Origin of the sequence: Psychrobacter sp. R86515 (assembly GCF_042466315.1) — a bacterium.
Classification (GTDB): Bacteria; Pseudomonadota; Gammaproteobacteria; order Pseudomonadales; family Moraxellaceae; genus Psychrobacter.
In genome coordinates, this window is sequence record NZ_JAXHCC010000001.1 from 502,122 (window position 1) to 523,464 (window position 21,343).

The 21,343-nt window shown below is 44.0% G+C and carries 19 protein-coding genes; 7 read left to right on the forward strand and 12 right to left on the reverse strand.

The features are described from left to right. Positions 1-39 precede the first annotated feature (39 nt). Positions 40-492, reverse strand: a complete 453-nt coding sequence (gene dtd / locus SJY28_RS02090; protein WP_379543267.1) for a D-aminoacyl-tRNA deacylase — start codon at positions 490-492, stop codon at positions 40-42. Between the two features lie 274 nt (positions 493-766). Between dtd and asd the strand changes: the two genes are divergently transcribed. Further along, positions 767-1,603 (forward strand): archaetidylserine decarboxylase, encoded by an 837-nt coding sequence (asd, locus tag SJY28_RS02095; protein WP_379543269.1) that lies wholly within the window; start codon positions 767-769, stop codon positions 1,601-1,603. A gap of 93 nt (positions 1,604-1,696) precedes the next feature. Here the strand turns inward: asd and SJY28_RS02100 are convergent, their stop codons facing one another. The 4 genes from SJY28_RS02100 to fadB form a co-directional block, all read right to left on the reverse strand. Next, positions 1,697-2,326 (reverse strand): HD family hydrolase, encoded by a 630-nt coding sequence (locus SJY28_RS02100; protein ID WP_379543270.1) that lies wholly within the window; start codon positions 2,324-2,326, stop codon positions 1,697-1,699. A 241-nt stretch (positions 2,327-2,567) separates the two neighbouring features. Beyond that, entirely contained in the window at positions 2,568-3,143 is a 576-nt protein-coding gene (locus tag SJY28_RS02105; protein ID WP_379543271.1) for an isochorismatase family protein, read from the reverse strand. Between the two features lie 285 nt (positions 3,144-3,428). Continuing rightward, positions 3,429-4,601 (reverse strand): acetyl-CoA C-acyltransferase FadA, encoded by a 1,173-nt coding sequence (gene fadA, locus SJY28_RS02110; RefSeq protein WP_057761795.1) that lies wholly within the window; start codon positions 4,599-4,601, stop codon positions 3,429-3,431. A gap of 230 nt (positions 4,602-4,831) precedes the next feature. Next, on the reverse strand, positions 4,832-6,991 hold the full coding sequence (gene fadB / locus SJY28_RS02115) for a fatty acid oxidation complex subunit alpha FadB (protein WP_101205329.1): 2,160 nt from the start codon (positions 6,989-6,991) through the stop codon (positions 4,832-4,834). Between the two features lie 867 nt (positions 6,992-7,858). On the opposite strand from fadB, the gene SJY28_RS02120 reads away from it, so the two are divergent. From SJY28_RS02120 to SJY28_RS02135, 4 genes are all read left to right on the forward strand, one after another. Then, on the forward strand, positions 7,859-8,935 hold the full coding sequence (locus SJY28_RS02120) for a polyprenyl synthetase family protein (protein ID WP_379543272.1): 1,077 nt from the start codon (positions 7,859-7,861) through the stop codon (positions 8,933-8,935). A 71-nt stretch (positions 8,936-9,006) separates the two neighbouring features. Beyond that, the gene (locus tag SJY28_RS02125; RefSeq protein WP_379543273.1) at positions 9,007-9,825 is read left to right on the forward strand and encodes a DUF72 domain-containing protein; all 819 of its coding nucleotides are present in this window, start codon (positions 9,007-9,009) and stop codon (positions 9,823-9,825) included. Positions 9,826-9,957: 132 nt separating this feature from the next. Then, the gene (locus SJY28_RS02130) at positions 9,958-10,692 is read left to right on the forward strand and encodes a hypothetical protein (protein WP_372864051.1); all 735 of its coding nucleotides are present in this window, start codon (positions 9,958-9,960) and stop codon (positions 10,690-10,692) included. 133 nt (positions 10,693-10,825) lie between these two features. Then, positions 10,826-11,566, forward strand: coding sequence for an SDR family oxidoreductase (locus SJY28_RS02135; protein WP_379543274.1), 741 nt, complete (start codon positions 10,826-10,828; stop codon positions 11,564-11,566). 134 nt (positions 11,567-11,700) lie between these two features. On the opposite strand, the gene SJY28_RS02140 is transcribed toward SJY28_RS02135, so the two are convergent. Further along, the gene (locus tag SJY28_RS02140) at positions 11,701-12,330 is read right to left on the reverse strand and encodes a superoxide dismutase (protein WP_101205324.1); all 630 of its coding nucleotides are present in this window, start codon (positions 12,328-12,330) and stop codon (positions 11,701-11,703) included. 552 nt (positions 12,331-12,882) lie between these two features. Here SJY28_RS02140 and rdgB point away from each other — a divergent pair. Together rdgB and tig are read left to right on the forward strand one after the other, a co-directional pair. Further along, the gene (gene rdgB / locus SJY28_RS02145; RefSeq protein ID WP_379543275.1) at positions 12,883-13,536 is read left to right on the forward strand and encodes an RdgB/HAM1 family non-canonical purine NTP pyrophosphatase; all 654 of its coding nucleotides are present in this window, start codon (positions 12,883-12,885) and stop codon (positions 13,534-13,536) included. A 534-nt stretch (positions 13,537-14,070) separates the two neighbouring features. Beyond that, complete coding sequence (tig, locus tag SJY28_RS02150; RefSeq protein WP_102091742.1) at positions 14,071-15,414, forward strand: trigger factor; 1,344 nt, start codon at positions 14,071-14,073, stop codon at positions 15,412-15,414. Between the two features lie 168 nt (positions 15,415-15,582). Here the strand turns inward: tig and SJY28_RS02155 are convergent, their stop codons facing one another. From SJY28_RS02155 to ureA, 6 genes are all read right to left on the reverse strand, one after another. Beyond that, positions 15,583-16,320 carry a HupE/UreJ family protein gene (locus SJY28_RS02155; protein WP_379543276.1) on the reverse strand — a complete coding sequence of 246 codons (738 nt, stop codon included), beginning with the start codon at positions 16,318-16,320 and terminating at the stop codon, positions 15,583-15,585. Between the two features lie 49 nt (positions 16,321-16,369). Next, positions 16,370-17,059, reverse strand: a complete 690-nt coding sequence (ureG, locus tag SJY28_RS02160) for an urease accessory protein UreG (protein WP_379543277.1) — start codon at positions 17,057-17,059, stop codon at positions 16,370-16,372. Between the two features lie 57 nt (positions 17,060-17,116). Next, a complete protein-coding gene (locus SJY28_RS02165; protein WP_379543278.1) occupies positions 17,117-17,911 on the reverse strand; it encodes an urease accessory protein UreF in 795 nt (264 codons plus the stop codon). Then, on the reverse strand, positions 17,901-18,545 hold the full coding sequence (gene ureE, locus SJY28_RS02170) for an urease accessory protein UreE (protein ID WP_379543279.1): 645 nt from the start codon (positions 18,543-18,545) through the stop codon (positions 17,901-17,903). Before ureE ends, SJY28_RS02165 begins: the two co-directional genes overlap by 11 nt. 166 nt (positions 18,546-18,711) lie before the next feature. Then, the gene (gene ureC, locus SJY28_RS02175; RefSeq protein WP_379543280.1) at positions 18,712-20,901 is read right to left on the reverse strand and encodes an urease subunit alpha; all 2,190 of its coding nucleotides are present in this window, start codon (positions 20,899-20,901) and stop codon (positions 18,712-18,714) included. 56 nt (positions 20,902-20,957) lie between these two features. Further along, positions 20,958-21,260 (reverse strand): urease subunit gamma, encoded by a 303-nt coding sequence (ureA, locus tag SJY28_RS02180; RefSeq protein ID WP_057761815.1) that lies wholly within the window; start codon positions 21,258-21,260, stop codon positions 20,958-20,960. Positions 21,261-21,343: the final 83 nt, after the last annotated feature.

Genomic DNA, 21,343 nt, shown 5'->3' on the forward strand with positions numbered 1-21,343 from the left:
TAAACGGATTAATTATGACAGCTTGATGACACTCTAAAATCAGATTTTTAGTAAAAAATTGAGCGGCCCATCATTGACGCTCGACACTTGCATATCAGCACCAAACTGACCAGTTGCCACGTTCAGATGCTTAGTTTTGGCATAATCGACCAGTTGTTCAAATAACACTTGCGCCGCAGCAGGTACCATCGCACCACCAAAGTCTGGTCGGCGACCTTTGTCTGTTTTTGCCATCAAGGTAAATTGCGAGACCAATAATAGCCCGCCACCGACCTGCTGAACGTTTTTATCCAGTTTACCAAATTTGACAGGATCATCGTCATTTTCAAAAATGCGATAGGTTAGTATTTTGTCAATCATACGCTGGGCAGCGGCGAAATCGTCTTCATGCCCTAAGCCAATATATGCCAATACCCCATGTTCAATCTCGCCAATACACTGCTGGTCGACGACCACACTAGCGTGCTTCACCCGTTGTATGAGTGCTTTCATTTACTAATTCCTTAACAGATTATGGCCATACAATAATATGCTGTCCATGATAAAATACCGTCATTAACTTAACTATTATTAGGGCGTGTTTGATATTCACAAATAGGTACTGCGGATCGCTAAAACTGTTCCAGACAAGGCGTAAAACGACGATAATGCTCATGCCTTATCTAGATTTACAACGTAGTATGGCGCAATTTTAGCCACTGTCAGTGCCCTGGTCGAATTTCCAACACGCCCCTATTACATTACACCTTATTTTGGTAGCCTTATTATGAATGTATTTACCACCTTACAACAGCTTGTGCCGCAGCAAAAGCTCAGTAAAGTCGCTGGACGTTTGGCCGCCAGTCGCCACCCTTATGTCAAACGCACTTTTATTCGTAGCTTTGCCAAAGCTTATAATATCAGCTTAGACGAGTACGAACGCCAAAGCCTTAACGCTTATGAAAGTTTTAATGACTTTTTTACCCGTGAGTTAAAAGAAGACGCTCGTACTATCGACGCCACTGCAAACGGTATCGTGAGTCCTGCGGACGGTATTATCTCTCAGCTAGGACAAATCGAAGACCATAAACTATTACAGGCAAAAGGTCGTCACTATGATGTCGGCCAACTACTTGCTGATAGTGAAGATGGCAGTTATTTCGCTGATGGCAGTTTTGCGACTATCTACTTAGCACCTAGCAACTATCACCGTGTGCATATGCCATTTACTGGCACATTGACCAAGACTCGCTATGTGCCTGGCACCCTATTTTCGGTCAACAACACTACGGCGGCTAACGTGCCAGACTTGTTTGCACGTAATGAGCGTCTGGTTTGTATGTTTGATACCAAGTATGGCAAAGCCGCTGTTGTGATGGTTGGTGCTATGATCGTCGCTGGTATTGAAACTGTCGCCACTGGCAAAATTGCTCGTACTGACGACATATTCGAGTCCGATCATGACATGCAGTTTGCAGTAGGCGAAGAGCTTGGACGCTTTTATTTGGGCTCAACGGCTATCGTAGTATTACCAAAAGCAGCAAAGGCTGACTGGCTAGATGGTATGCAAGCCAACAGCGTCGTGCAAATGGGTCAATTGCTAGGAATGGCAAACGCTCAATAACACGCCTGTATAAAAGTACTGAAAATATCAGCCCAGTTAAGCGTAAATCATAGTGCTTGATTGGGCTTTTTTATTCCTGCTACTTATGTAGATTTATGCGTCAATCAGCCAACCTTGCTGAGTTGCGTATGCAATATTATGTGAGAGCCAATCATGAATAGGAGGAAAGCTGTCTTTGATAAATGCATGCGCACCTGCCACCTGCGAGCGCATAACGCCAAGCTCAATCCACGTTTTACCGTTGGTATTTAGATTGAGCAAAAACGGCAATAAACGGTCGACCACTCTGAGTAACTGACTTTCTTTGCTACTTCCTGTTTCCTGCGCTTCCCAAACCTCGCTTAAATCACTAATGCCATTGCCTCGCTCACGTTGCAATCTGGCAATGCCGGCACGCTCTTCGACGTGTGCATCAGTACGGGTATCGGCATACAAAAAAGTATCGCCCGCATCAATCTCACCCAAATCATGAACCAATGCCATCTTCAGCAATTTTTCATGATTGACATCTAGCGCAAATAATTCAGCAATCGACCAACAGGCCATCGCTAAATGCCAAGAATGTTCGGCAGAGTTTTCTTTGCGAGTGGTCTGTGTCACATAGCTGCGGCGATTCACGCGTTTGAGCGCATCTAACTCCAATAAGAAATGAGTGACATCGTCGATGTTGATATGTGGAGTTGATTCGGAATGAGTGAGTGATATAGAGCTGGCTTGCGACATTATTTTTTCTCTGGTTTTCTCTAGTAATTGGTTTTTTAATGCTTATGAGTTCTAGCAATTTTAAGTTTCATTACTCAAGGTATTATAGTTAGTTTGATAGCTAGCAATGGTTAAAAGGCTATTACCGTTGTCAAAAAAATAGCGCTTATTTTACCAAGCGCTATCTATTATAAATTAGAAAATAAACGGTTAAATTGAATCCCCATTTATCCAAGTCTTTAAGCACCTAGATATTAGCCACCTACTTGATCAAATTAATAATGGTTTTAAACGCAGGATCTTCGCTGCTACGGCATAGTTCAAACAAGATTGATTCGACAGTACTGATCACCCCACCTGCACGGCGAATACGGCGAATTGCTTGCTTTTTGTCATAAGGAAAACGAGAACCCACTGCATCCCCAATAATGACAGGCTGCATACCATTATCCAATAAATCTAGTGCCGTTTGAATAATACAGACATGTGCCTCAGCACCAAAAAGCAACACGGTACTACGGTTCTGCTGCGCTAGATGGTGCCATGAATCATTGTTATCGCAGGCACTAAAGGTAACCTTTTCAAAGCTCTTGGCATTGTCTCCTTCGAGTACATCGCGCAGCTCTGGTAAGGTATCGCCCAATCCTTTTTTATATTGTTCATTGAGCATGATTGGAATATTGAGCGCTTGCAGCCCTTTAATCAAGGTAACGGTTTTTTTGACAATATTTTCGTGATCGTAGATATGCGGCGTTAAGCGCTCTTGCACATCGACAATCATTGCTTGGGTATTCTCACGAGCGATTCGATAGGTGCGATCATTAATCATAGTAGACATAGTACACTCCTTGTACGGCTGACAGTTGCAACTAAAAACTATTTTAGAATTATCATAAACAGTGCCATGGTTCATCTTTCTCTTATTTAGTCATAGTTTCATGAATGCGTCAATGGAGATAATTTTTAATCGCCGTAATACTCTATTTTTCGACTCCGTGATTTATTAGCTTACCAAACATTAATTTGATCCATAAAAAAACCTCCAGCCGTTATGACTAGAGGTTCTTCGTTAGCGAGTAGCTACTTATTGAATGTTCAAATAATCTTGTTTATATAAATAAGATTAAACACGCTCAATAATAGTAGCGATACCTTGGCCAAGACCAATACACATTGTCGCTAGACCGATTTCAGTATCTGACTGCTCCATCGCGTTTAGCAATGTCACTGTGATACGAGCACCTGAACATCCTAGTGGATGACCTAGAGCAATGGCACCACCGTTGATGTTAACGATGTCTTGCTTGTCAGATAGGTTCAGACCTTTCAATACTGATAGACCTTGAGCAGCAAATGCTTCGTTTAGCTCGATGGTTTGCATATCATCGATGCTCATGCCAGCACGCTTCAATGCTTTTTGGGTAGCAGGTACAGGACCATAACCCATGATAGCGGCATCACAACCAGCCACAGCCATACTACGAATACGAGCACGTGGCTTTAGACCTAGATCTTTGGCTTTTTGTGCGCTCATTACTAGCATTGCTGACGCACCGTCAGATAATGCAGATGACGTTGCCGCTGTTACTGTACCGCCTTTTGGATCAAACGCTGGACGTAGCTTTTGCATTTGCTCCATCGTTGCATCTGGACGAATCACTTCATCAACCGTACATAGTTGCAGACGACCAGCAGCATCATGACCTTCGATACCGATGATTTCATTGTCAAAACGACCTTCAGTGGTTGCAGCCCATGCGCGGCGATGTGACTCAAGACCAAACGCGTCTTGCTCTTCACGCGTGATATTGTTCATACGACCTAACATTTCAGCAGTCAAGCCCATCATGTTTGACGCTTTTGCATAATGCTTAGAAGCAGCAGGGTTCAAATCAACACCGTGCATCATGCCGACGTGACCCATATGCTCAACACCACCGATGATGAATACATCACCTTGGTTGGTCATGATTTGTGCAGCGGCAGTATGTAGTGCCTGCATAGAAGAACCACACAAACGGTTAACTGTTTGGCCACCAGCAGTCTTTGGGATACCAGCTAGCAAACCGATGTTACGACCGATGTTCAAGCCTTGCTCTAGCGTCTGGTTGACACAACCCCAGATAATGTCTTCGATATCATTGGTATCAAAGTCATTACGTTCTACTAGCGCACGTACTAGTTCCGCTGACATGCTGTCAGCACGTACATGACGGAACATACCGTTTTTGGTTTTGCCCATTGCCGAGCGTACGCCATCTACGATGACCACATCTTTTGGACTTAAAGTTGTCATACCATATTCCTTTTCAATTTTTATTGTCAGTGTAGTCAGCCCAATTTACGACTATTACCTTGTTAACCCCGCTCAAAGTACAATAGGTACATTTGCGCTTGATTTACTCGTACTAGCATTAAACTGAACCAACTATAATCGTACGTTCGCTATTGGAGACGATTCATGTCTCAATTGCTTTCATGCAAAATAGCAAACGTACTGCACTTCATCCTAGTAATGACTGACTATTACGCTGTTGCGTAAAAAGTCTCGCCTGCGGCTGCCATGTCGCGAATCTTTTGTGGCGCTTCATAAGCTTTGCCAAGATGTGCGTATTTTTCACATAATGCCAAGTAGTTATCTAGACCCATTTGGTCGACATAACGGCATGGGCCACCACGGAATGGAGGGAAACCTACGCCCATGATCATCGCCATGTCGGCCTCGCTTGGTGTGCTTACGATGTTATCTTCTAGGCAGCGAACGGTTTCGTTGCAGAAGGCAATCATAGTGCGATCAATGATTGCTTGATCGTCAAACGTTTGCTTTTCGCTGTCAGTCGTGGCTTTTAGCAACTCGTAAGTGGCTTCATCAGCGACTTTCTTTGGCTTGCCGCGCTTGTCCATTTCGTATTTATAGAAACCGATACCGTTTTTCTGACCTAGACGCTCATTGTCATATAGATGCTGGATAGCACCTTTATAATCAGGCTTCATGCGATCAGGGAAACCATCAGCCATCACTGCTGCGCCATGTACACCTGTATCTAGACCGACCACGTCGATTAGGTATGCAGGGCCCATTGGCCAGCCGAATTTTTCCATAACTTTATCGACATGAGCAAAGTCAGCACCTTGCTTCAGTAGCAAGTCAAACGCGCCAAAGTATGGGAACAATACACGGTTTACCAAGAAACCTGGGCAGTCGTTAACGACTACTGGCACTTTACCCATTTTAGAAGCGAGGGCAACCGTAGTCGCGATGGCTTCTTCAGATGATTTCTCACCGCGGATAACTTCTACCAATGGCATACGGTGTACTGGGTTAAAGAAATGCATACCGACAAAGTTTTCTGGACGCTCAAGCGCTTCTGCTAGGAACGTAATAGAGATAGTTGACGTGTTTGATGCTAGGATACAGTCGTCTTTTACTAGACCTTCTACTTCTTTAAGTACCGCACGCTTCACGTTTGGATTTTCTACGACGGCTTCGATAACGATATCAGTCTCAGCAAAGTCACCGTAGTTCAAAGTAGGACGGATACGGCTTAACGTTTCACCCATTTTTGCTGGGGTCATCTTGCCGCGTTCTACCATTTTGCCAAGCAGTTTACTTGCTTCGCCCATACCAAGGTCTAATTGCTCAGACTTGATATCTTTCATGATGATTGGCAAGCCTTTGCTGGCTGCTTGATAAGCAATACCGCCACCCATGATACCAGCGCCTAGTACAGCGGCTTCGCTGATGTCATGTGCTTGCTTGCTGTGTTTTTTGGCCAGTTTTTTGACTAGCTGATCGTTTAAGAATAGACCAACCAAGCTCTCTGCTTGTGGCGTCTTAGCCGCTTTCGCAAAACCAGCAGCTTCTACTTCGATTGCCTTGTCACGTGATAAATTAACGTGCTTTTCAATCGTTTCGATAGCGATTGCTGGCGCTGGGTATTGCTTAGGATTGGCTTTAGCGAAAATAGCACCTTTGGCACTGTTAAACGCCATTGCTTGCTCAAGCTGGTTTAGCTTAACTGGAGCCAGTTTTTCTTCACGTTTTGCTTTCCAATCAAGCTCACCTGAGATACATTTTTTGACTAGATCAATTGCTGCATCTTGCAAGTCATCAGCAGGTACAGTCGCGTCAACCAAGCCTAGCTTCAATGCTGCCAATGCTTTCTTTGGGCTACCAGTCGCGATCAGCTCAAGTGCGTTATCGATACCGATAATACGCGTACTACGAACTGTACCGCCAAAACCTGGGAAGATACCTAGCTGAGTTTCTGGCAGACCGATGATCGCTTTGTCACTCATGACACGGTATTCACAAACCAAAGTCATTTCACAACCGCCGCCCATTGCCGCGCCATTGATAGCCGCAACTTTAGGGAATGGTAGGTCTTCAAAACGATTGAACGCGTCATTAACATGAACGACCCAATCTTTGATCTCGCTTTCTGATTTTTTGAAAGAACCGACGAATTCTGTGATATCAGCACCAGCGATAAACACGCCTTTGGCTGAAGTAACGATAAGACCTTTTACGTTGTCGGCTTTTTCTAACGCACTAACTGCTTCACCAAACTGCTTGTTGGTTTCGGCATCAAATTTGTTCACGCTCTCATTTTCGGCGTTGTACTGCATGTTGGCGATGCCATCCTCTAGCATTGTCACCGTGATGCGATTTCCTTGGTATACCATTTGAAACTCCTTTCTATATAACGAAAGCTACGTTTTGAATTAAAATAAATAGCCAGTTACTGTTAGTAAAATGGGTAATAGCACTGTGCGCTTGTCATGTTATAAAGACAAACATATAACCAGCTCACAAGTGAAGATGTCTTTATTATCCAGCGTTCATCATGATGCACGTATTTTGCGTCTCTTGCATGACATCATATGACGCTTCATTTATATACTGCTGTTGCAGGTACTGATGTTCAAAATATTGACTGAGACTTGGTCTAACACTCGGTATCGACGATTGAACATCCTGAGAAAAATCCCAGTAGGGTCACCATCAGACCATTTTCACGTCAATTAGTGTAGGGGATTATGCCCCTAACTGTCACAAGCTAATACCATACTCGCAAGTCACTCTTAAATCACTTGCAGGCATTTACCTTACGATAAAAGTGTTTTAGTGAATAAATGTATACTGAATTATTAATTTAGATTTGTTTCGTGTTGTTGACTTAATGCATACCGTCTTTGGAACGACAGTCCGTTAGCGTTACCTAATAAGTGCCAATTGAGCGATGCTACTTGGTCAGTGATGGCTATTCAGTACCATTTTTCTACTGTAGTAAGATTAACGTGCCAGCCTAGCTTGCTCTTTTATCAGAACATATTCAACCAGAGAGTGACATCATCCATCGGTAACGAAATCTTGTCGTTATATTGCAGCTAAAACTACTCTATTTTCGAATAGACTTTAGTAGAAAAATGCAAAAAACAATCAATTGATACCGTGTGTCACATAAGCGATATGACTGATCATGCTACACTAATAGCGTTTTTATCTTATCCCTAATAAGTTTTACTGTATCCCTGATAAATGGTTGGATTATGACTGTTTCCCTTACTTCTAGCATTACCTCTACTGGCGTTATCCCTTTTGACTTTGTCTCTTTTCAAAGCACTGAGCAGTTTCATGGTGCTGTGCGTGCCCAATTATCGCAAGATATCGAGGTGTTGTTTGATTACGCCAAGCTGCCTAGCCCGCTGGTAGATGCTTGCCGCTATGTCATGACTGGACAAGGTAAGTTGGTACGCCCATTAATGGTTGCTAGCGCTTTTGCCAGTATTAATAGCAGTAATAATGCACGTACAGACGAACCTAATGATGATATCGATACTCTCGATGCTGATCTAGACACGCTGCTAGAAAACGACTCAGACTATGATATGGCGCGCCGTGCCGCATTGGCGGTGGAGCTGCTGCATACCTATTCGTTGGTGCATGATGATTTGCCGTGTATGGACGATGATGAGCTGCGTCGTGGTCAGCCGACGGCTCATATCGTCTTTGACGAAGCGACAGCACTGCTGGCAGGAGATGTATTGCAGACGCTAGCCTTTGAAGTATTGACCGCGGAGATGCCAACTTTTGCGCCATTCGATGCAGCCATCGCAAGCCAGCTTATGGCAATATTTGCGCCGCGCGCCAGACGCATGGTATCGGGTCAAATGCTAGACCTCAATGCCGAAGCCAGTGCCAGTATCGCGCAGGATGATTTAGAAGCCATCCACCGTGACAAAACAGGGGCGTTGATTGAAGCGGCAATGCTCATGGGCGGCGTCTGTGCTGGTGCAACGGCTCCGCAGCGCATGGCACTACAAGAGTGCGCGCAATATATCGGTCTAGCCTTTCAAGTCCAAGACGATGTGCTAGATGTCACGATGACAACTGATACGCTTGGTAAGCCTGCGGGTAGCGATGAAAAACTAGACAAATCTACCTATGTAAAACTAATGGGTGTCGATGACGCGACCAGCTATGCGCAATCGCTATTTAATGACGGACGCGCAGCCATTTCTCATGAACTAAATAGTCGTGAGCTTAGCGACAATGAAGATGTCATTGGCACAGACAATGATGCGCTACTGGCACTGATTGAATGGCTCTGGTCGCGTAAAAAGTAGCTTGTCGAATAGCAGGCAAAAGCAGATATCGTAGTAAATTTCATTACCCAAAACGGCAGTGAGTGGTCAACATGGACAGTTCCCCTACCCCGCGCATTTACCTCGGCACTGGTGGCTATAGCGATACCGATTTGCTCGGTACGCTGTATCCCACTGGCACCAAAAAAACCGATTTCTTACGTGAATACGCCAAACAATACGGCGCAGTCGAAATCAATAGCACCTTTTATGCGCCCATCGGACAAAAAGCCTTTGCTGGGATGGTCGATAAAGCTTATGTACAAGCAGACAGTCAGTTGAAGTTCGCCGTCAAACTGCACCAAGACTTTACTCACGCTCGCAAAGGCACTGCCGAACATGCACAAGCATTTCTAAACGCCTTATCTCCACTTATCGAAGCAAATGCTTTAGCGCCATTATTGCTTCAGTTCCCACACGGCTTTGACCGTACCCGTGAGCATCGTCTCTACCTGGCTAATCTCGTCAGTTGGTTTCAAGACTATCCACTCGCCATTGAGTTTCGTCATAACGGCTGGCACACGCCGCAAGTGGTTGATAGCTTTCGGCAGCAAGGTCTCATTTGGTGTAGCGTTGATTATCCCAAAGTCAGCGGACTGCCGCCGTCACGGTTGATATTTACTGAACGCACTGGCTATCTGCGTATGCACGGCAATAATCTAAATTGGTGGGATGCGATGAGCGCAGCTGATCGCCATGACTATCGCTATAGTGAGGCAGAGATGCAAGACTGGGCGCAAGCGATTGCTAATCAGCGTCAGCATTTTGATACGCTATATATCTTCTTTCAGAACACCGTCAACGCCCATGCTTATTATAATATCGCGATGCTGCGAGAAGCGTTGGGTAAGTTTGGGTTTGAGGTGTTGTAGTGCTGATCTATTTTTATCAAATTTTCGTAGTAAACATAGGTTAAGTTGATTAATATTTTTCAATTCTAATTAATTATAAATAAGTTTTTACGCTGTAATAACATCATCATAATACATCGGACGTTACTTCATATGAATAAGTGCCCAAACAAAGAAGTATTTGAATCATTATCTTCTACATTTGACCGTCTAGAGGAAGCAGCATGGTTTATTCGACTAATGGAAGAAAATTACCATTTCGCTGATAGGTTCAGATGGTCTCTATCCTCTTTTCTCAAATCTCTTAAAGAGATTATGCAGCTGTTAACGATGGAACTGCAAAAAGATAAGATAACTTCTACAGTTGTAAAACAAAAAAAGACTGCACTTTCTTCGGATCCGTTAATTAATTATTTATATAGACAACGAGATATAGTTGTTCATAAATCTATGCTTCAACCCGCTAGTACAGGCAGTGTTGGTTTTACGAGAGGTAAAGGTATGAAGTTAGGAATTGGAATGCCAATAGATCCTCTTAGTGATAGTGAAGAAGCAGTAAAAAGATATATCTACATTGCTGCGAAAGATGAAGACTTTCTTGGAATTCTTTACCAGGAAGATGATGGAAGTGGTGAATATACTTGCGTTGAGCGCTACTGGCGACTATCAGAATTTCCAGATATAGAGCTTACTCAACTGGCTGCTACTGCATGGGAGAAAGTAGCCCAAGCTCTTTTTGACGTAGCTGGTACGATGGGCGCTAAGCTGATAGAGCCTACATTTGAACTTGGAGACCCAAATGAAGTACGTTTCGAGTTATATAAACCAGAATGGATAAAAGAGCAGTTCAATTATTACAAAGAAAAGATTAGCGAAAATAATATATAAAAACAAGCCTACAGAATCGCTCTACTTATTGGTCTGGCACACTGGTAACTTATAATCCTATGAATCAAGAGACATCAGTCAAAACGCAATATAAGCGTACTGATATTCACTTATACTATTGGAGAAAGTATCGATGACAACACTAAAAAATAAAGTCGCGATTGTAACCGGTTCATCAAAAGGTATCGGCGCGCAAATAGCCTTATCACTTGCAGAATCAGGGGCTAAAACCGTCATTAATTATGCAAATGATGATTCAGCAGCCAATGATATCGTAAGCCAGATTAAATCAGCAGGTGGTGAAGCCATTGCCGTTCAAGCTGATGTTAGCAATACCAAGCAAGTTGAAGCCATGTTTGATGCCACTATCAGCGCGTTTGGTCAGCCAGATATTTTGGTCAATAGCGCAGGTATAATGATTAACAAACCTATTGCCGAGACCACCGACGAAGACTTTGACCGTATATTTGCTATCAATGTAAAAGGCACGTTCAATACATTGCGTGAAGCTGCGACTAAACTCAATGACGGTGGCCGTGTGGTAAACCTCTCAAGTACAACCACTCGCATGCTGCTACCTAGTTACGGCACCTACTGTGCGACCAAAGGCGCGGTAGATCAGCTGACCAGAATCTTTGCCAAAGAAGTTGGCGAGCGCAACATTACTGTCAATGCAGTATCTCCCGGCCCTACTGACACTGAGCTATTTCATCAAGGTAAATCGGATGACACGGTAGAAAGACTTGCTAGCATGTCACCGTTTAATCGTATCGGTGAGCCAGTCGATATCGCTCGTGTGGTGGCATTTTTGGTCAGTGAAGAAGCAGCTTGGGTTACTGGACAAAATATCGGCGCAAACGGCGGTATCGCCTAATAGCATAATGGCACTACTCTATTAAAAATATGTTTTGATCAGATATCAAAATAGAAAGCTATATATAAAATTGTCACATAAAAAAGGACACCTCGCGGTGTCCTTTTTTCAATCAAATACCTAGTCGTTAAAGATTACTCTTCAACGCCAGCATCTTGACCTTTATATTTTGCATTTGCGTAGTCCCAGTTCACTAGCTTGTCTAGGAACGTGTCAACATAGTCAGGACGACGGTTACGGTAATCTACATAGTACGCGTGTTCCCATACATCACAAGTCAATACCGCTACTTGGTCATGTGCAAGTGGGGTGTCAGCGTTAGCAGTTTTAGCGATTGACAATTTGCCACCGACTTTGTCAGCAACTAGCCACGCCCAACCTGAACCAAACTGAGTCAATGCTGCGTTTTTGAACTCTTCACGGAACTTGTCGTAGCTACCGAAATCTTCTTCGATTTTTGCTTTTAGATCGCCAGTAGGTTCGCCGCCGCCGTTTGTTGGCGTCATGCAGTTCCAGTAGAACGTGTGGTTCCATACTTGAGCTGCTTGGTTGAACATACCTTGCTTGCTGTCATCTTTAGCAGTCGCTACGATGATTTCTGGCAATGTTTTGTCTTCTAGACCAGAACCTGGCAACATGTCTTTTAGCTTGTTTACATAAGCGGCATGATGCTTGTCATGATGATACTCTAGCGTTTCGGCACTGATATGTGGCTCTAGTGCGTCTTTCGCGTATGGTAGGTCTGGTAAAGTAATGTTTGACATAATTATTTCATCCTTGCTGTTTAGCCGTTAGTTTATAAAAACTTGCTTATAGAAACTGAATTTTACGCTATTTTTACACCGCAAAAAACACTATAAAATAGCGGACTAAATTGGCTGAGTTTATTGTTTGAAATGAACTTTATCGCTTGATACACGGTACTGCTCAATACAATATCACGTATCATTATGAATCCAAAATTAACCTAGCGGTTACTTATTGCTATTATTCTTCGCCAAAAAGCCAAGTCTCTGACTTTATAGACTTTTATTAACTTAATATTCACAAGCTATAAGATATAATTCACTGTAGCTTGGTATCTATTATAGCAATAGTGACCAATAATATCAGTTACCAAATGTTATAGCCCGTACAATCTGTATAGCGATTGGTTATTTATTAAGCGGTAACTGCATTCACTCCAAACTCATGCGTTGTCATTGTTAGTATAACTACTTCAATCGACAAACAATTTACCGATTAGCGCTACAGAAGATAAATAAAACCTACTCGAATAATAGTTTTTCATCATCTTTATATAACGGACTGACTCTATGAGCACCACTGATACCTCGTTAACTGCTACCCACCCGACAACAGCCAACCAATGGGTACTGGCCAGTAACAATAAAGGCAAATTGGCTGAGTTTAAACGGCTATTTGCCGAAGTGAACTTGGACGTGACGATTGTCCCGCAAGGTCAGCTTGATATCGAAGACGCCATCGAGGATGGTCTAAGCTTTGTAGAAAACGCCATTATCAAAGCCCGTCATGCGAGCCGTATCAGTGGACTGCCTGCGATTGCTGATGATTCAGGACTGTGCGTGCCTGTACTAGGTAATGCGCCAGGTATCTACTCTGCGCGCTATGCGGGCGAGCATGGCAACGATAGTAAAAATAACGCCAAGCTCATCGCCGACTTGCAGCCTATCCGCGCAGCAGAGCCAGATACTCCGATCAAAGGTATGTTCGTTTGCGTACTGGCAATGGTGCGTCATGCCGATGATCCGCTACCGATTGTCGCCCAAGGATTATGGCATGGAGAGATTTCAGAGACAGCGCATGGTGATGGTGGCTTTGGGTATGATCCATTGTTTTGGTTACCTGATTTACAAGCCAGTGCGGCTAGTCTAAGCGCTACTGATAAAAACAACATCAGCCATCGTGGTCAGGCAATCCAGCAGCTATTGACGCAGCTACCTTTATAAGTACCTTATAGCTGTTCTATTTATAACTATCCATAAGTGCACTTAATACTCATAGTACGCTTGCAACCTTATCGCTGTTTCTTATCCGTTATCTTATTTATTGATTATGAATATGGCTAACTCTTTATATAAAATTAAGCCATAAAATAGCAAGCAACATAAGGAAACATGCCGACAAAGAGATAATTTTTACTTTAATAAACAGATAGATTATACTGTTCTACTTTTAAAATTTTGTTGAAATCCGTTATTTGGCTGTATAATTCACCAAAAAGCGTTATTATGCGGTGCATTAACGGTTTATTATCGATATTTGATAGCATGGACAACCTCAGCAGGTTCACCTTTTGGTATCAGCGGCGATTGCTACTGGCACTGAATTTGACGTTGTGCACTATCGCTATCCCCTATTTATTTCAACGGCAGCCCGTCGTACATGCCCGTAATTTGAGGCGCGGTCTGTCTATTACAATTTAACCCTAAGTACTATTTCATTAATCAAACGTACTACTTAATCCTAAAGGTGTAATTAACATGGCTACAGATTTACAAGTCACAACCAACAAGCTATCTAATAAAGAAACCCAGCTAACGGTTAAAGTGCCCGTTGAAAAAATTCAAAACAAAGTTGAAGGCCGTATTCGCCAAGTTGCGAAAACTGCCAAGATTGACGGTTTCCGTAAAGGTAACGTCCCTATGTCACACATCCGCTCTCAGTACGGTGCTGGCATTCAACAAGAAGTTATCAACGATGTCATCCGTGATACTGTATTTGAAGCGATCAAATCTGAAGACATCCGCGCTGTTGGCATGCCTAACATCGACGACGTAAAACTTGAAGACGATTTCTTGGTATATCAAGCCACTGTTGAAATCTTCCCAGAAGTAGATGTACAAGGTATCGATGAGATCGAAGTTGAGCGTCACACTGCACAAGTGAGTGAAGAAGACGTTGACACTATGATCGAAAACCTACAAAAGCAACGTGAAGAATTCGTTGAGAAAAAGGGCATGGCTGCGAAAGACAACCAAGTGACTTTTGACTTTGAAGGTTCTATCGACGGCGAAAAATTCGAAGGCGGCTCTGCTGAAGACTTTAAACTAGTTATCGGTAGCAACCAGATGATTCCAGGTTTTGAAGCTGGTATCAAAGGCATGAAAGCTGGCGAAGAAAAAACTATCGACGTCACTTTCCCAGAAGATTACCAAGCTGAGAACCTAGCTGGTAAAGAAGCTCAGTTCAAAATCAATGTAAAACTGGTTGAAAAATCTAAGCTACCTGAAATCAACGAAGAGTTCCTTGAGCTATTCGGCGTAAAAGAAGGCGGCGTTGAGAAGTTGAAAGAAGACGTACGCAAAAACATGGAACGCGAAATCAAAAACGCTGCGCGTAGCCAAGTTAAGCAAGCGACTTTTGACGCATTGTTAGAAAAGAACGAGTTTGACGTACCAAACGCGATGCTAGAGCAAGAAATCGAGCGTCAACGCAACATGATGATGCAACGTTTTTCTCAGCAGTTCGGTGCGAATGCTGATAGCTTCGATAAAGACATGCTGCCAAATGAGCTATTTGAAGAGCAAGCGCTACGTGCTGCCCGTCTTGGCATCATCGTTGCCCGTGTTATCGACACTAAAGGCTTAGAAGTAGATCAAGAGCGTGTTGAAACCTTCATCAAAGAAGCCGCTGAAAACTACGAAGATCCAGCAGAAGTTATCGAGTACTACACCAATGACAAGCAGCAGCGCGCTAACATTGAGTCTGTTGTACTAGAAGACCAAGTAGTAGATTACTTGATCGCACAAGGTAAAGTAACTGACAAAGAAGTTAGCTACCAAGACTTGCTAGCTGCTCAGCAACAACAGCAGCAAGCAATGTAATTGATACGACAAGCTGTCTTTTTAGATATGCTGTAGTCGGTTATCAAAACTAAAATGCGCCCCCGACCTTTTGATCGGGGGCGCATTTTTTATGGCGTTCGCTAGCTAAATAAAATCAGCCACAACTATCGAACCTACAAAAATAGTACTTGTAATATAAAGCTTACTTTATACCAAAACAGGTGCAAATACGGCGCTTAATCCTAGCAGCACTAGCCCGCGCTGTAACCATAAGCTATCACTAAAGCGTTGCTGCAACTGCTGACTAACCAGCGTACCAACTGCATATAGCGCTAGCATCGTGACCATCATCCCTGCATAAAATCCTAGCTGACCGCTCACACCGACATTCGCTGGTACTTCCATCGCGTGTGCCATGCCATGAAACACTGCCAGACCACCAAAGCCAAATAACGATAGCTGCTGAATACTTGGCGTGCGTGCTGTATGGGTCTGAGCAGAGAATACCTCTTGTCTACTTTTTTGGCTCATCAAGACCATAGCCAATACGACTACCGACAGTGATATCGCCACTTCAATTAGCCCAGATGATGCAGCAAACGCGATACCGCCAATCAGTACGCCAGCCGTGCCCAATATCGCACCTAATGACAACCCTGCGGTCAATGACATCATGCCTAAGCGCTGCTTTTGTAGACCATAAAACAACATGCCCATGCCTACTGCCAAAAACAGATGATCAAGGCCAGTGACTGGATGGATCAGTCCTGCTTGCAACGTGCCTAAAAACGATGGCGCTTGCGCGGTAGTCGAATGAATATGCCCTGAATGTGCCTGCGCCAATGACGGTAGCATTAGTGATGTCATCATCATAGCCGAACCAGACACGATATGATGAGCTGATAGCGCTTGTGAAAAGCGAGAGTTTTTTGAAACCTTTATCATACGATTTTTCCTTGTTATTACTATTCTAGTTATCGATGTGGGCGACTAGCTAAGCAAGCATGCCATGTTCTTTAATAAAGGCGATAATCTCGTCTAGCCCATCGCCTGTTTTCATATTGCTAAATACAAAAGGTTTGTCGCCACGCATTTTTTTGGCATCGCGTTCCATCACTTCAAGCGAAGCACCAACCATTGGTGCAAGGTCAGTCTTATTAATAATCAACAAATCAGACTTGGTAATGCCGGGACCACCTTTACGAGGTATCTTATCGCCTGCAGAGACATCAATGACGTACAAGGTCAAATCAGACAACTCCGGGCTAAATGTCGCGGCTAGATTGTCGCCACCTGACTCAATGATAATCAACTCCAAACCTTCAAACGTTGCTTGTAGCTCAGCAATCGCAGTCAGATTAATAGAAGCATCTTCTCGGATAGCTGTATGCGGACAGCCGCCCGTCTCTACACCGCGGATACGCTCAGCAGGCATGGCATCATTGCGGGTCAAAAACTCTGAATCTTCTTTGGTATAGATGTCATTGGTCACCACTGCCATATTGACCGTATCGCGTAAGTTTTGGCATAGTCTTAATGTCAAAGCAGTTTTACCACTACCAACAGGCCCACCAATACCAAGGCGTAAGCACGATAAGGCAGAAGACGGTTTCTGGCTATTACTATCAGTTTGTACGTCTGATGCAGCGTGAGAATTTTTTGATTTAAGCGGAGTTAGAGACATATTAATTTCCTAAAACAGTTTGTATATTAATAAGTATAAATAGAAATAAAGGTACATTTATGAGCGGAACAACCGACTGTATTGCTCTTCGTGCATGCTTGAGAGAATCGCTAAGTTGGGCAAGTTGTTAGAGATGCTAAGACGCTCGTAAAGGTCTTGGCACAACGTCTGACAGCCCTGCTCTTTATTCACATTTAAAGCGTCAGTAGCGGCTGATGACATGATTAAATCATTAAAGGCTTGCTGTACGTTATCGCTCAGCACATCAACCTGAGCACCCAAATCGCTTTGTAATTGCCACAGAATACGCTGACCTGCCATTTGTCCTAGCGGCACTGTCTTCACAGCAGCGAGCACCATGTTCTCTAATTGAGCAAATCCATAGGTAGTCATTGACTGCGCTAGTGGCAGCTGCCAATGCTGAGCAATATGAGCAAATAGCGGCAAAAATCCATCTTCAGGTATTTCGGCCGGTATGCCAAGACTCAGGACTTCGTTGAGCCACGACACCATCGCCTGTGCCAACTGCTGCGACTCCAGTACAAACTCTTTACTCTCGAGACCAGCGTGATAATCGTGTGCTAGATTTGCCGCTAGCGCTTCATAACCTTGGCTGAGCGCGCACATTATCAGACCTAATACAGGCAGCTCATAGCCAATCACCGCAAGCGCTAGATAGTCCTGCATAAATGTAAGCGTACTGGCTTCATCAGAGACAACCCCTGACTCAATCGCTGACTCCACACCTTGCGAATAGGTATAGCTACCAATCGGCAAATTACTCGATGCCAGCATCAGTAGCTGTCCAAGTTGGGCAGACTGAGTAGGCTGGACACTGGTATCAACCATCATTTGAACGACCTACAGGCGTATCATGATGGCTATGGCTATGTTGATGTCCGTGGCTGTGGCTTTCATCGTGGCTATGGTCATGACTTTCCTTATGACCATGAGAATCACTATGCGAATGTGCATGTGAGTGAGAGTGGCCATGCGCATGCGCATGCCCCGTTTGATAAGCGCCCGTCTCAGGCTCAAATGGCACTGACGTAGACTCGATATGTAGACCGAGATTTTCTAACATTTGTGCAAGTACATGATCGTTTTCAAAATATAGCGCATAGCCTGCATTACCCTGATCAAAACTATGGTCAAACATCAATGGCACATGACGATTGCCCAAATGATAAGCGCCTTTCATTAGTAGAAAATCATCGTCAGCAGTCACTTTGGTCACAGCTTGTGGCTTGGCGATGACTTGCATCAACTCCCCTGACGCATTGATAAGGACATCATCGCCTTTTAAGACGCCTGTACGAGGCAAGTCAACACCAACTGCCTCACCTGAAACAGTAATGGCTCTAAAGCGAGAATGCTGACGAGTATCAAAGTCTAATAGCAGGTAATCGTCGGCTTGATACTGTTCTGCCAATTGCGCTTTTTGGACATCGCTAAGCGTACTTAAACGGGCATTAAATATTTTCATTATTCTTCTCTGTCTGTTGTTGCTCAAACTATTGGTCAATAGTATTGATGGTAAAAGTATTGGGAATAAAGATACGATATCACTCAAGAAATCACCTGACCATTGGTATACATAGTTTATGGCTCACTGTCTGTCCTAGAAATCCTATAAACGTGTATCATAAGCTCTAAAATAAAAAATAACGCTGTGCCATGGGTAGTACATCAGCTGGCTCACAGGTCAGTGTCTTACCATCGGCACGTACTTCATAGGTCTCAGGATTGATGTCCATATCTGGGCAGTAGCTATTAAAGCGCATATCGCTTTTACGAATTTTACGGATACCGTGTACTGGCTGAATGACTTTGGTCAATCCAAGCTGCTTATCTACTTGTTTGTCGATCGCCGCTTGCGACATAAAAGTAATGCTGGTTTGGGCAACCGATTTTGGATATGTAGCAAACATAGGACGATAGTGTACAGGCTGAGGAGTAGGGATAGAGGCGTTGATATCGCCCATCGGCACCGCAGCGATAAGACCACCTTTGATAATGCATTCAGGCTTTACCCCAAAAAACTTGGGCGACCAGAGTACCATATCTGCCCATTTACCCACTTCGATTGAACCAACCATATCGCTAATACCGTGAGTAATCGCAGGGTTTATCGTATATTTTGCAATATAGCGCTTGATACGGAAGTTATCGTTGTCCGTGCTTTGGTCATAGTCTGTCAAAGTGATGTACTGTTGCTCATCCTCAATGTTCGCCGTTACATCTGGCGCTAGATGGCCACGTTGAACTTTCATTTTGTGCGCGGTTTGCCATGTACGGATGACCACTTCACCCACCCGCCCCATTGCTTGTGAATCACTACTCATCATCGAGATTGCGCCCAAATCATGCAAGATATCTTCGGCGGCGATGGTTTCTTGACGAATACGGCTTTCAGCAAAGGCCACGTCTTCAGCAATAGCAGGACTCAGGTGATGACAAACCATCAGCATATCGAGATGCTCATCAATAGTATTGACAGTGTATGGGCGCGTTGGGTTGGTTGAAGATGGCAGCACATGCGATTCGCCAATGGCCTTTAGAATATCGGGCGCATGTCCACCTCCCGCCCCTTCAGTATGAAAAGTATGGATACAGCGGTTTTTAAAAGCTGCTAATGTACTCTCGAGATAGCCGCTTTCATTTAAAGTATCGGTATGAATGGCCACTTGCACATCATAGTCATCAGCGACGCTCAAGCAGTTATCAATAGCTTGCGGCGTTGTACCCCAATCTTCATGTAGCTTTAGTCCCACGGCACCTGCTTCGATTTGTTCAGCAATAGGTTCTGGTACACTCACATTGCCTTTACCTAGCAGCCCAATATTCATAGGGATACTGTCAGTAGACTTTAGCATTGAGGAAATATGATATGCCCCTGGTGTACAAGTAGTAGCGAGCGTACCTTGAGCTGGCCCCGTGCCGCCGCCTAGCATCGTCGTTACCCCTGACATAAGCGCCGTCTCACACTGCTGGGGTGCGATAAAATGAATATGACTATCAACGCCACCTGCTGTCAGGATTTTGCCTTCACCAGAGATTATTTCGGTAGCACCACCAATAGGAATATCAATGGCAGGCTGGATATCAGGATTGCCCGCCTTGCCAATGGCACTGATACGACCATCTTTGATACCGATATCTGCTTTATAGATGCCTGTATAGTCAACGACTAATGCATTGGTAATAACTGTATCGGCAACTTCCGCGCCTAGTAATTGTCCTTGCCCCATACCATCACGAATGACTTTACCACCGCCAAATTTGACTTCTTCACCTTTGATTTCAATGGATTCTCTGCTACTTCCATCACTTTGCGACGTATCTGCTTGATCAACAGCAGTATCTTTATGACTGGTTAAATCCGCTTCAACCTGTAGCCACAGCTCGGTATCAGCAAGACGGACTTTATCGCCTGTTGTAGGGCCAAAATGCTCAGCATAAATACGACGACTGACTCGCTTTTGTGAAGTAGCGGTTACCTTCTGATCAGTAGTGCTCTCTGATGCTTTGTCTGGATGAGCGGCGCCCATGACACGTCCAGCAAAACCATATACATCTTGCTTGCCAGCATATGCTACCAATTCCACTTCCCGCGATTGACCAGGCTCAAAACGTACGGCGGTGCCAGAGATAATATTGAGACGAAACCCCCGAGTTTGCTCTCTGTCAAAACTCAAGGCATCATTGACTTCATAAAAGTGATAATGCGAGCCGATTTGGATAGGTCTATCACCAGTATTGCTGACACTGATGGTCTGTACCCGTCGCCCTTGGTTTAAGATAATATCGCCATCTTGGATATGGTATTCGCCTGCTTGCATGGTAGCCGCCTTATTTTATAGTGAGCATTTCAGTGCTATAACAATGGTATACAGCGTTACACAATGGGATTATGTACTGTGACCAGTTTGGTGCCATCAGGAAAGGTCGCCTCGATTTGCACTTCATCTACCATCTCTGCGACACCTTCCATGACATCATCAGCAGACAAATACGTAGCACCTTCACTCATCAGCTCGGCGACTCTTTTACCATCTCGTGCGCCTTCCATCAGCAGCATACTGATATAAGCGATGGCTTCGGGATAGTTAAGCTTAACACCGCGATTTTTGCGACGCTCAGCCACCATACCAGCGGTAAATAGCATGAGTTTGTCTTTTTCTGTTGGGGTCAGGTGCATGACAATTCCTTATTGTACTTATCATTATATTTATAGCAGGTTAGAGGTTTTCAAAGCATTTGATATCAATTAAAAATAGTCGC